Origin of the sequence: Bacillus mesophilum, from assembly GCF_008923265.1 — a bacterium.
In the GTDB taxonomy this organism is placed as follows: Bacteria; Bacillota; Bacilli; order Bacillales; family Cytobacillaceae; genus Cytobacillus; species Cytobacillus mesophilum.
In genome coordinates this window covers 23,227-35,662 of record NZ_WBOT01000012.1, presented here as the reverse complement: position 1 = coordinate 35,662, position 12,436 = coordinate 23,227, and the positions used below count along the sequence as shown (strand labels likewise).

Annotated in this window: 9 protein-coding genes; 8 read left to right on the top strand and 1 reads right to left on the bottom strand. The window is 35.7% G+C overall.

Annotated elements, in window-relative coordinates; all coding sequences use genetic code 11:
* The first annotated feature begins 6 nt into the window (after nucleotides 1-6).
* On the top strand, nucleotides 7-5,073 hold the full coding sequence (locus F7732_RS21205) for a PKD domain-containing protein (RefSeq protein WP_151576020.1): 5,067 nt from the start codon (nucleotides 7-9) through the stop codon (nucleotides 5,071-5,073).
* A gap of 165 nt (nucleotides 5,074-5,238) precedes the next feature.
* Here F7732_RS21205 and F7732_RS21200 read toward each other — a convergent pair whose 3' ends face one another.
* Nucleotides 5,239-5,679 carry a hypothetical protein gene (locus F7732_RS21200; RefSeq protein WP_151576019.1) on the bottom strand — a complete coding sequence of 147 codons (441 nt, stop codon included), beginning with the start codon at nucleotides 5,677-5,679 and terminating at the stop codon, nucleotides 5,239-5,241.
* Between the two features lie 375 nt (nucleotides 5,680-6,054).
* Here F7732_RS21200 and F7732_RS21195 point away from each other — a divergent pair, with 375 nt between their 5' ends.
* From F7732_RS21195 to F7732_RS21170, 7 genes are all read left to right on the top strand, one after another.
* The gene (locus tag F7732_RS21195; protein ID WP_151576018.1) at nucleotides 6,055-6,435 is read left to right on the top strand and encodes a hypothetical protein; all 381 of its coding nucleotides are present in this window, start codon (nucleotides 6,055-6,057) and stop codon (nucleotides 6,433-6,435) included.
* Nucleotides 6,436-6,526: 91 nt separating this feature from the next.
* A complete protein-coding gene (locus F7732_RS21190) occupies nucleotides 6,527-6,850 on the top strand; it encodes a hypothetical protein (protein WP_151576017.1) in 324 nt (107 codons plus the stop codon).
* Nucleotides 6,851-6,852: 2 nt separating this feature from the next.
* Nucleotides 6,853-7,098: a hypothetical protein gene (locus F7732_RS21185; RefSeq protein WP_151576016.1), complete on the top strand. Its 246-nt coding sequence runs from the start codon at nucleotides 6,853-6,855 to the stop codon at nucleotides 7,096-7,098.
* Nucleotides 7,099-7,100: 2 nt separating this feature from the next.
* A complete protein-coding gene (locus F7732_RS21180; RefSeq protein WP_151576015.1) occupies nucleotides 7,101-7,982 on the top strand; it encodes a conjugal transfer protein TrbL family protein in 882 nt (293 codons plus the stop codon).
* An 8-nt stretch (nucleotides 7,983-7,990) separates the two neighbouring features.
* Nucleotides 7,991-8,431: a hypothetical protein gene (locus F7732_RS22730; RefSeq protein ID WP_161598927.1), complete on the top strand. Its 441-nt coding sequence runs from the start codon at nucleotides 7,991-7,993 to the stop codon at nucleotides 8,429-8,431.
* Entirely contained in the window at nucleotides 8,313-10,784 is a 2,472-nt protein-coding gene (locus F7732_RS21175; protein WP_151576014.1) for a VirB4 family type IV secretion system protein, read from the top strand. The genes F7732_RS22730 and F7732_RS21175 overlap by 119 nt, the downstream gene beginning before the upstream one ends.
* A gap of 38 nt (nucleotides 10,785-10,822) precedes the next feature.
* Nucleotides 10,823-12,436 (top strand): lysozyme family protein, encoded by a 1,614-nt coding sequence (locus F7732_RS21170; protein WP_151576013.1) that lies wholly within the window; start codon nucleotides 10,823-10,825, stop codon nucleotides 12,434-12,436.

Sequence of the window (12,436 nt, the reverse complement as noted above, 5' to 3'; positions counted from 1 at the left end):
ATCTTTATGAGTGAAAGACGAAAGAAAAACGTTTTTAGAGTTTGTGCGTTGTTATTAACTACAGCAATCGTTTCAACAATTCCATCTATTCAAGGCGTAAGTGCGGATACGGATACAATACCTCACTATCCTGATGGTATGAATTTAATTGAAGATGAAAGCAAACAAGAACGATATGTTCCTGTGCCACAATTTGATAATTTGGTTGTGCCTGCTATTTATAGGTACGAGAGTGTCTGGCCAGTTTATGTAAAGAAACAAACAGACAGTTCGACTTATAAGGGTGAATACAGGGGGAACATGGGATTTATTCGTCCGGTTGATTTAAATCCAGGTGATGGAGAATACCCTAACTATTCTTATGGAAGAACTTTTGCACATAAAAGCACTTTGTCTAGATGGGGAGAAGCTTTCAATGGGAATCCGTCATTCGTAGTTTCAAATACAGAGCCAACCAGTTTGATTAGACAAGATGATAAAAAGACTTTTAATAGGTACCATTCTCTTCTGATAGGTAGAAGCTCAGGAGCTGAAGTTTTACCTAGAAAAGATGCTTCTGGAAAAGATTATCTTGAAGTTATTACAACGGAGTTTCCAAATGCTAGTATTTCAGCTCCAGCAGAAGTTTCAGCTGGTATGGAATTCGAGGTCAGTATAAACGGTGAAGAATTTAATCCTCACAGCGACGGAATAAAATATGAAGTTTATAGTGGAAATACTTTGCTTAATTCAGGAATTAAATTCACCAATAAATTTACAGGTTTGAAAGTACCTGTGAAGCTGGATAAGCACGGAAAACATTACCTTAGATTAAAAGTTACTGACATGGTGGAACGTTCCTCAACTGCTAGTACCGTTGTAATTAATGGTAGTGCTGATGGAGAAGGTGGAGAAGTTCCAACAGAGCCTGGAAATCCAGATCCGGATCCAGAAGAAATACCCAATTCCCCACCACATGCTGATGTGTTTGTAGAGCCTGAATATTACTGGGTTCAAGAAGTTACATTTGTAGATAACAGTTATGATCCAGATGGAGAAATTGTAGATAGGATATTAACTGTAGATCGTCAAGATACTACCAATCCTAGAAAGTTCAGTCGGGTGACGGAGGTTGAAGATCATAGTGTACAGCTAACAGTATTTGATGATGAGGGGGAGTCAAGTTTTGATAGTGAATCATTTAAAATTTTACCTACCACTCCAACAGCTGAGTTTAGTATAAACGGAACCAATAAGGTTAATCGTCGAATATCGCTTGATGGTACACTATCTGACCGTGTTTCACCTATTCACATTGCTCCAATTGATTATGATTTAACAGATTGGAAGATAGAGCCACTTACTGAAGGGATAACTTCAGAAGATATATTAATCAGAAAAAGTAATGACCGTTCTAAACAAGATTTCTTAGTACGGAAACCAGGAGATTATAAGATTACACTTACTGTAACCAATAATTATGCTGAAACATCGGAACCTGTTTCAAAGACTATCACTGTAGAACCTGATCTGGCACCAGAAGCTAAATTCACAGTCGATTCAGCCAAATATGTAAGAAGCAATGAAGGTGAGAAAAATGCGGTAGTCACTTTAACCGACAGCAGTGTTTCTCCTGATGATGATGTTATTAGTAAACGAATTTGGTCAGTTGAATATGACAGTAATAATGACGGTTATTTTGGTACCAATACAGATGAACCTAAAAAGATAATATCAAGTGAGAATGAAACAAAGGTTCAATTTATTACTAATAAAGTCGGAAATTATCGCTTTAGCTTAGAAGTCCAGGAGGATTTTGGACAAGAAACTTTGGAAGAGTTTATAACTGAGGAGCATTACTTAAAGGATGCTTCCGGTGTAGTGGATCCCAAAGGGTCAGTTAAAGTGTACCAGCAGCCAACCAATTTTAATCTGCCACTTTACGATAAATCTGTAGAAGTAATAAATGTTAATCCAATCATTGATTTTGGTGTTCGTAGACAAAATAAAATAGATGTTGTCCTAAATTTTGGTGGAATGGACGTAGCGACACAGTATCATCAAACCGGTTCAAGGCCAGGAAATGGTACAGGTAACGGTGGTGGTGGTGGTACTTATGACCACAAGTATTATCAATTTGATGAAGCAGATAAAAACCGTTTAACCTCTTATGCTTCAACGATGGAAGCCAACCTGCTTGCTAAAGGGATTGATGCGAATGTCATTATAGACAATTCTTATTATCATGAGCCGGATGCTGATGGTGTTGGCGTTAGGAATATTCCTGTATGGGGATGGCGTGATTATGGTTATTACTCATACAGTAATTATGATGGAATGGTGCCGTATTCTGGCAGCTGGGAAGTTACTTCAACAGTTACACAACCTGTTATGGAAGCTTATTGGTGCTATTTTGACAACAGGCCAAATGGAGGGAAGGAACACTCACATCCCCCACCTTGTGATAGTGAAGCTAATACACAGTACCAACAAGTCGGAACACGCTATTTTTCAAGTTTAAGAAAGTATAATCCTGACAATCGTTTTGAGGTAGTGCGACATGAAAATCAAGGGTTAAATTCTGTAGAAAAAGTAGATACAACTGACTTTGTTGAATCTTATAAGAAACAAAATTATCGTTCAGATGCACAAAAACTTTATGTAAGAATGGACAAGGCACCTTGGACATGGACAGGAACACCGGCTAAATTTCAGGATTTTGCAACTAAAACAAGGCTTGATAATGTGTACTTCTGGAACATGGCCACTGAAACCAACCGCAGTAACTTTCAATCGGCATTAGCTGCCAGCACTAGGTTTGGACAGTTCCAATTATATGATCCTATATTGAGCCGAAATGTCCAGGATGTTGAAGATTATATTATTAATAGGTTTTTCATGGAAGAGGATAGTGTAAACACCACGATTGTTCTAGGTGATAAACTCGATTACACCACAGAATATACGGATAGTGAGGACGATCCAGAGATTAAACGGGAGTGGAAGTTTACTCACGATCACACAGAGATTAATGGCCGTAAGATTGATAATCAGCCAGCTGCAGCTATACCACAATCAGGACTATTTATTGATTCGCCACTTCAGCTAACAGAGGTTGGAACCTATCGTGTTCAACTAAGAGCGCAAGATGATCCAGTCTATGATGATGATGAACGTTTCTATAATTACCGTAAATGGTCTGATGAAGAAGTGCAACGTGATTATATTATCAATGTTCATCGAAGACCAATCGCAGATTTTACATTTAAAGTTGATCCTGCCAACATGGATCTTACGTTAGATCCATCCGTTTCATATGATCCCGACCATCAATTTAACCGTGATGATAAAGGGATAGTTGAGCATGAGTGGGTAAGTTATTCAGTTGACGGAGAAACCTTTGACGGGCCACCACCGAGCCGTTTAGAGGTTAAAAAGATTTATGATGTGACTTTACAAGTAAAGGATATTGACGGTGCTTACGGGGTTGTTACAAAGCGTATTAGCACATTGGATTATAACCAAAAGCCGATTGCATTGTTTGATGCTCCTGAGCTGGTTGTAGATAATATGCCATTAAATATCTTAGATCGAAGCTATGACCCAGATGGGGATGATTTAACAGATTACAAGATAGAAATCCAAAAACAAGGGGAACAACAAATCTTAATGACGCTTGATGCGTTCCCTGAAAGCTTTGAATCTATCTCATTAGGTGAAGGGACTTATACTGTTACTTTAACAGTCGCAGATATTCCGAAAAATCCACCTTCATTACGTTCAGATCCATATCAAAGAGTTATTAAGGTGATCAAAAATAATCCACCTGTTTCAGATTTTCAACTATCACCTGAACCACTCCTATTGAATGAAAAAAATCAATATGAAGACTTTAGTATGGATCCAGATGGACATGATCTAAAGAATTATTCGTGGACAGTAGAAAAGCTGGGAGATAACGATCAGGTAATTGAAACATGGAATACAGGTGTGCCACCTGAGGATTGGTCTGAATTTGGAGGAGTAGGAAGATACCGTGTTACTCAAACGGTATTTGATGATCCACCTTATCCTTTAACTTCTTTGAGTGGATGGATTGCACGAACCTATACGGTTGTACAAGGCCCACAAGAGCCTTATGCAATTATTGACTATACACCAAAGCCTGTTATAGAAGGGGATCGGATTACTTTAGATCCAGATAGATCATTTGATCCAGACGGTGAAGTTAAAAGGTGGCTGTGGGTAATTGATCCACCAACAGATGAAAAACCAACTTTATCAAATCTCAGATATCCAACCATTAATAATGCAAAAGCAGGGACTTATAAAGTAACACTGACAGTATGGGATAATGATGGGCTACAGTCAAAACCAGTTGTAGAAGAAATAGTTGTAGGCCCGAAACCACCTAATAAGCCTCCTGTGGCAGCATTTCAATGGGATCCGTTTAGACCAATAATAGGAGATCAGATTCAATTAAATCCTGATTCTTCATATGATCCTGACGGGGAGATTGTTTCTTACAGATGGGATGTAGATATTGAGGCAGGAAGAATTATTAGCAACAGCAGAGAAAAGTATCTGAAGCAGATTGCTTATGAGGATTATTACGATGTTACCTTAACGGTAACGGATAATGATGGGGCAACGGATAGTCACACAGAACGAATTCAGGTAAATATAGCAAGCTTAGTACCATTTGTTACACATACTGACAACTGGAAAGAATATTGGGTGTCTAAAGGATTCGATGAAGATGTAAGTACCTTTATGGCAGGCGAACAGTTTGTTATCCGACTGAAGACCTCACCAGCTAACCGAGTGGAAGGGAAAATTCATTTTGGATCACCGGTTGGAGAAATTACAATACCAAGTTCGGATTTTAAACTTGTTTCCAGGGGCCGATATGAAGACATATGGGAAACGACTCTATGGCGTGAAGATTTTGAAAAGATAGCCCAAGGTGAATATGCATTTGAGTTTAAAGGATACCATCCTGCTAATGCACCTTATATTGAATCTTCAGGTGTTTATCTAATTCAGATCGTAGGCAATATCTATAATGCGCACAACTATCATAGAAATTATTAGAAATGTAGGACTGACTACCGCAGGAATTTAAGGAAGTAAAAAAAGAGCGATTACGCTCTTTTTTTTACTTATTTATAGAAGAAGAGGTGCTGGTTATTGCTTATCTAAAGCTTGGTCTGAAATTGCTCTTATTATAATCCCAAACGCTTGGGATTATAATAAGAATTAATTTATGGCTACTTCAAACTCAGATAGCTTTGTTTGCAAGTCTTTAACCGAATAGGTGAGTTGATCCATTTCATTTGCTAAAACTAAATCGGTGCTTGATTTCATATTGTTGATCATATTCTCGATGCTTGATAGAGCATCTTTATTAAATAGATCATTCCCAGTTGTCATTGTAGCTATTAAATGTTCGATGTTTCTTTCTATCAGAACTGCAGCGTAGTCATTAGAAGTTTTATCATCTTTTAAATCATTTAAGACCAACATGTAATCGGTTACACTTTCGGCAATTTCTTTTTGATACCAAACGTCGTTTACAGGTGTCTGATTTGATAAGGCTGAGTTTGTGAAGTAAAGAATCCCTAAAGTTAAAAAGCTGCCAACTAAAATACCAGTAAAAGCTGTTTTTTTATTTCCTTTTTTAGTATTGGTAATCTCCATTCTTCAATCGATCCCTTCATTTTTTATACATAAACAAAAAATATTAACATGTAGAACACTTATGAAATATCCACTGATTGAGTGGATATTTTTTATGACCTCATAATTTTATTATGATATTTACAATTATACAATAAAGATAGTATAATAATTACAACTAGATGATTATTTACTATAAATTTTTCACAATTAGTATCTAGTTAATAAGGAGATTTTGTTTTTTAAAATGATTTTATTAAGAAGTTTGTAATTAATATGCCTTTTGTATATATTGTATTTTTTTAACAAATACACAAAGGTAGTATATTAATTGCGCAGAAATTTGATATTATAGGAGGTGAAAATAACATAAAAATGTAATGGGGTAATAATAAAATGAGAATATCACGTACTTGTCGTGTTAGAGAAACAACATTAAAAGCATATTATTATTTGAGAGCGACTTTCAAAATAGAATCGAATGAAAGTGAATCATATGTCTTTGAAAAAATAATTCTTGAAGGTATTAATAAAGTTGATGAAATCACTAAAGATGGAAAAACTATTCTTTTTCCTAACTACAAAGGGAAAAGATATGTAATTGGTGGTAATCTATCAACTGAAACAAACAATATTGTTATGGACTTATGCGATAAACAAAATTGGCAAATTCAAGAATGTTTCGAGATTATGATTTATTTAAGTGCTAAAGAGCGCTTAACAGAAGATGAACAAAACTTCTTCGGTTTAAATAACATGAAAATCGCTATAGTTTAACCATGGTTAAATTCAAATAATACTCATGTGATTGTCTCTAATCGAGACAATCTTTTTTTATTTCCTGCACGAAAAGAAAGGGCTTGGTTAAGTGAGGAGAGTTCATCAAGAAAGAAACACAATCCGTGATGTTTTGTGGAATATTTATCTCGATCAATACGAAACCATTTTTGAAGAATGTAAAGATGGTAAATCATTGAGTGAAGTAGTTAGGCGCTCTATTGATTTTGGAATGGAAAATCAGTTGAACAAAAAGTTTAAATCTAACAGAGATCCTAAAAGATCTTTACGAAAAGTGCAGATAAATATGACTCAAAAGCAATACATGTGGTTTGAAAGTAAGTTTCCAAATCGGAAGAAATCAGAAGGTTTAAGGTTTGTCATCGATACTTATTTAAAATTAGGGAGAGTGTAAAAATGGGAACTTGGGGAAATATGATTGTCACTGAAATAAATAGTGCTAAAACGTACTTACTTTTAATTTTCGTGGCCATTGGAACAGTAAGCATTGTAATTCATGGTATAAAGTATAAATCTGGAACAGATGATGAAAAATTAGATGCGAAAAAGGCTATACGTGGAAGTGTTTTATGGTTTATGGGATTACCATTTGCTCTTTGGTTGGCTACATACCTATACACTAAAGCTTCTGGTATTGCTTAAAGATGGATTTTGATCAGATTAAAGATGGATTGAGCTGGTTTGGTGAAAAAGCAAATGAAGCGATATGGGGAGTCATATATCAAGCAGCCTCAAACTTTGCTTCTGAAGCTTTTGAATTTGTCGTTAAATATATAGTTATCGAGACAGATCCAGACGAACTATTTCAATACTCTCAATATCTCAATGCTATGCAAGCCATAGCATTGGCACTTTTACTAGTGGCAATATCCTGGGAAGGTGTTAAATATCAAAGTGGATCATTAGGTGAAGAAATTACATTGCAAACATTAATCATGCGTACCGGATTTGCAGGTGTTTGTATTTACTTTCTCCCTTGGTCGGTTGAGAATTTTTTCGTAAGAATAAACAACTATTTAGTGAACTTTATTACATCGGTTGGAGTTGACATTACACCAGGGGATAACATTTTCGCAGCTTTGTTGGCTCCAAGACAACTGAGTCAAATGATAATAATAATGCTTTTAATATTTTCTATAGCTTTAATAGGACTAAGCATAGTTGCAGGCATGAGATATATCGAAATTATTATTTTAACTCTCATTGCTCCACTTGCTGCAGTTTCAATCGTAAGAGGAGGAGAGCTATTAGATACTTGGATAAGAGAAACGATTGCCATAGTATTTACCCAGGCTCTTCAAATATTCCTATTACAAGTACTAGCAAATGTTATAGGGAAGATGAATTCTGCACCTTTAGAAATGTTTATTCCTGCTATAGGTTTAACGGTAATAATGATTATGGGACCGAATGCGCTACGGAAATTTGTATATAACACAGGTGCGGGTTCGGCTGGTGTAAAGCAAATCGGAAGTGCCGGAAGAATGGCAGTATACAAAGCAATTTCATCGGGTGCTGTTAAATAGGGGGAAATATGCGTAATAAAAGAACATTACCTCATAACGTCGATGGAAGGTTGAAGGTTGGCCCATTCCCTATAAAGAACTTTTTCATGTGGATACCATTGCCTGCTATTTTTATATTCATTTTTTTCAAAGTGCCAGGCGAAATATCCTTAATGCTAAATATTATAGGTATTGGCTTATCTGCCATTCCTTTTATGGAGTTTCGATTTAAACAAACGGGTGGACACTTTTTAAAAGAATTAATTATTTATGACTTAAGAGGATTATTAGCAGACTTTTTTCCTGAAGTAATTAAGCAGAAACATGTTCAATTTGAAAGGAGTATGGTAGATGATACCATTCTTGAAAAGTTCACGTTCAACGAAAAAACCTTTGAAATCAACGAGAGAAAAAGACGAAAAATCAAAGAACGTGAAGCAATACAATCAATTCCCGATAATCTTCATTGAAGACAATGGTGTAACAAGTGAAGCTTTTCCAGATGGTGCAGTCTATCAGCTGGCCGATAAAAATTATAGAGTTACAGGAAAAGTCTCTGCTATTAATGGAGAGTTAATATCTGATGATGAATTAGTTGATGTATATGAGGCAATAAAGGCTGGTCTGTCTAGTTATGATAATGGAAGAGTAGGGATTTATGTACAATCTGAAAAGATTAATATTGAATCAAATATTAGATTTATAGAAGACTACAAATCCCAGGTTAATGAGGAACATAAGGTAGATGGTTTAGAGGACCAAAAAACATTCCTAGAAGGAATGACAGATAAAAGTAGAAACGTTTTTAATTTCTATATCACCATCGAAAGTAAGCAGAAAAAATTTGAAACAGCTAAACAAATGCTTGAAGATGATATGAATTCAATAAAACACGAATTCGCAAATGAAGATATGGAGATTACACCATTAAACTCTTTAGAGTTAAAAAGGTTTCTCTATGAACAGATAAATCCTCAAACTTCTGAAATTGAATACTTTCACGAAGATTTTACTCTAAGAGATATACAACCAAAGGTTCTAGAGTTTTCAAGTGCAGAAGGAGATCTTATCTTTAATGATGGTATGTACTATAAGTATTTAACCATTGAACGTTTCCCAAAAACCGTTGATGAATTCAGATGGATGCGAAAGCTTTTCACGGTTAAAGGTGATATTGATGTAGCAATTACTTTAAACCCTAAAAATAAAGGAAAGATACAAGATGAACTTTCCGCAGCATCTTCAGAATTAGGAGTTAAGGCAAGAGAAGCTAAAAAGAAAAAAGATCAAAACAAATATGAAAAAGAGCAGCAAACAGCTGATAGGCTGATTGAAGAAATCGCAGACGATAATAATTCACTATATGATGTCAATTTTACTATTGGTATACGGGCAGAAAGTAAGGAAAAACTTAAAGCTCTATTCAATATGGTGAGAAATAGGTTGTCTGGTATAGGCTGTAAATCTTTTGTATTAAGAAACAAAGAGTTAGAACCATTTTGGCTCACATTGCCTATTTTGTATGAATCAGAGATTAATAAAAATATAGTCTGGAATTTAACAACTTCAGATATTGCTTCCTTGATTCCGTTTGATTCCAGTGAGCTAATGGAACGTAAAGGGATCCTTCAAGGGGATAATGTTACATCGAACGGAGTAGTTATATGTGATCCGTTCGATAAGAAGAAATATGACAACTCTCATATGGCTATCATTGCCTATTCAGGATCGGGAAAAACATTTTATCTCTCATGTGATGCCATTCGGCATATGCCATATCGTGATTACATTATTATGTTCAAAGTTGAAGATGAGGAAAATGATTTAAACTTTCCGTTTGCGACAACAGTTTCGTTTTCTCCAACAAAATCTTATACAACCAATCCTTTTCATATAAGAAATACAATAGTGGAAACAAATAGTGGCGAAAATCATGACGTTGGTGGATATTTAGCTAAAAAAATAATGGATTCAATTACTTTCTTTAAATGGATTTATCATGAAATGACCTCTTATGATGAGTCACTTTTAGAAATGGCTATCAGAAAATCCTATGCAAAACCACCATTTAACTTAACGTTTAGCAGCAGTGAATTACCATCTGAATTTCCTACATTGTCTACGTTAGAAACGGTTCTAGAAGAAATGATTGAGGAATCAAGGTCTGACAAAGAAATTGAGCATCTAATCAACATGAAAGCTGTATTTAATCCATATACAAATGGAGCCTACGCTCCAATGTTTAATGGACAAACCAATTGGGATTTCGATCCTTTTACCGTCTTGGATATCTCCAAAGTGGCTGAAGCTATTAGAAAGCCTTTATATGACTTAATCCTGAAGGATTTATGGCAGTTTTGCAAAACTGAAAAAGGAAAGCAAAAAAGGATCTATATCGATGAAGCGCATGAATTTGCTGATCCGAAGCGACCACAAACGCTTGAATTTATTTCGACTCTTATTAAACGTGGCCGTAAATATGGAGTTAGTATCGTCACAGCTACACAAAACCTACCAGACTTCTTATCTATAGAACGCTATGGACAAGCTATTATTGATAATAGTCATTTCAAGTTATTCCTGAGTATTGGTGAAAATGACCATGAATTAGTTAAGAAACTTTACAACTTCTCTGAGCATGAAATGAAGATTTTAAAGCGAAAAAAGAAAAAACAGCAGCGAAAAGGGCGAGGTATATTTATTGCCGGTTCGCAACGAGTGGAGCTGCAAGTTAAAGCGAGTCCTTGGGAATTAGAAATGGTAGATCCAGATGAATATGAAAATATTTATAAGAAACCATCAAGATATAGAAAAGTAATTTAAAGGAGCGTTAGCTCCTTTTTTTCAAAGGAGGAGAAATTTTGTCAGTTGGAGCTTTGGTGAAAACAGGGCTGCTATTAAAGAAATATTGGAAACACATACTAGTTGTACTATTTATAGCAATCACTTTAATTTTAATGATTCCGGTTCTCTTGATGGCTGCCTTTTTACCAGGAGGAGAAGATGAGGATATTCAAAAATATATTCAAGTAGGAAATGAGTTATCTATATCGTGGCAAGATCTTATTACCTTAGACATGGTGAAGTATAATAATGAGCTTGTTGGAAGAGATCCTAATGACTCAGCAAAACATTTTATAGAACTACGTTATGAAGAATTTGAGCCAGCTAGGTATGACTGTACAGAAGTGAAAGATGGTGAGTGTATAGGGTTTGAACACATTCCTGAGAAAGTAACTTATTCTGAAACTGCAAAAGGTTATAGTCAAGTAAAAGCATTTTTACGTGGAATGTCATCTGAATCATCAATTAAAGCTATTATTGATTCAATAAATAGCAGTAATTCCAGGCGAGTTACTTTAATACAACTAACAGCTGAAGAAGCGATGGCAGATGCGAATTTCACTAAGAAACAGATAGAAGAATTTTACGATATTCAAAAAAGTGGTGTTTTTCAAGAATTATATCCTGAACATCAGTATATGGGATTAATACCTGGAGCCTGTGTAAACAATGTGTCACCCGATGGAAAGGCGAAAGCTAATGCTACAGTGCAAGCATATACAGCTACAATAAAAAAATACGCTGATCGTTACGGTATTGGCCAATATACAGAGATAATCAAATCAATGATGATGGCTGAGTCCGGAGGTAAAGGGAATGATCCAATGCAAGCTTCAGAAAGTGGCAGTGCCAATATAATATCATCATGTAAAGGAAAGTTTGGTGCAGCCAGAATTGGATGTATTACTAATCCTGAAGATTCTATTCATGTAGGTGTTTTGGAATTTAAATCTGTAATCCAACATGCTAATTATGATATAGCTATAGCATTACAAACTTACAATTTCGGGCCGTATTTTGCGACTTGGATTAAAGAAAATGGAGGTAAGTATTCAGTTGAAGTAGCACAGCTATATTCAAGTACTATAATGGCAAATGCTGGCCAAGGCTTAGGAACGCCTACACACGCTCAAAAGATTTTAACTCAGTACTATGAGCATCCTGGTTGTACAGCTGGGAGTATATCGCCTGAAATGATTGGAGCTAATAACTGGGTATGGCCAACTAAATCAACAAGAGTTACCGACACATTCATTTCTACAGCAGATTTTAGATATGGTGAAGTACATGGGGCAGTAGACATTGGAGCTGTAACACCTGGGGTTGCTGGTGACCAAGTTTGGAGTATGGCAGATGGTGTAGTCATTCAAGTTGGTCCCATAACAGGTGGTGGCCGCAGCGTGTTTGTTCAACATGATAATAATGTGATTTCTAGATATATTCATTTGCAAGCATATAACGTCAATGTAGGACAGAAGGTAACAAAAGGCCAAGTTATTGGTGTAATGGGAGGTTCAGGAGGTACAAGAACGACGATTATAGACAATGCCTATGCTGTCCATTTAGATTTTCAAATTAAAGTTAATGGGGAGCCTGTGGATCCGTTGCAATTCTTCCCTAATATTAGATAG

Excerpts from the sequence above, each read along its gene's own strand:
- F7732_RS21205 (WP_151576020.1), top strand. The coding sequence starts at position 7 with ATGAGTGAAAGACGAAAGAAAAACGTTTTTAGAGTTTGTGCGTTGTTA.
- F7732_RS21200 (WP_151576019.1), bottom strand. The coding sequence starts at position 5,679 with ATGGAGATTACCAATACTAAAAAAGGAAATAAAAAAACAGCTTTTACT.
- F7732_RS21195 (WP_151576018.1), top strand. The coding sequence starts at position 6,055 with ATGAGAATATCACGTACTTGTCGTGTTAGAGAAACAACATTAAAAGCA.
- F7732_RS21185 (WP_151576016.1), top strand. The coding sequence starts at position 6,853 with ATGGGAACTTGGGGAAATATGATTGTCACTGAAATAAATAGTGCTAAA.
- F7732_RS21180 (WP_151576015.1), top strand. The coding sequence starts at position 7,101 with ATGGATTTTGATCAGATTAAAGATGGATTGAGCTGGTTTGGTGAAAAA.
- F7732_RS22730 (WP_161598927.1), top strand. The coding sequence starts at position 7,991 with ATGCGTAATAAAAGAACATTACCTCATAACGTCGATGGAAGGTTGAAG.
- F7732_RS21175 (WP_151576014.1), top strand. The coding sequence starts at position 8,313 with ATGATACCATTCTTGAAAAGTTCACGTTCAACGAAAAAACCTTTGAAA.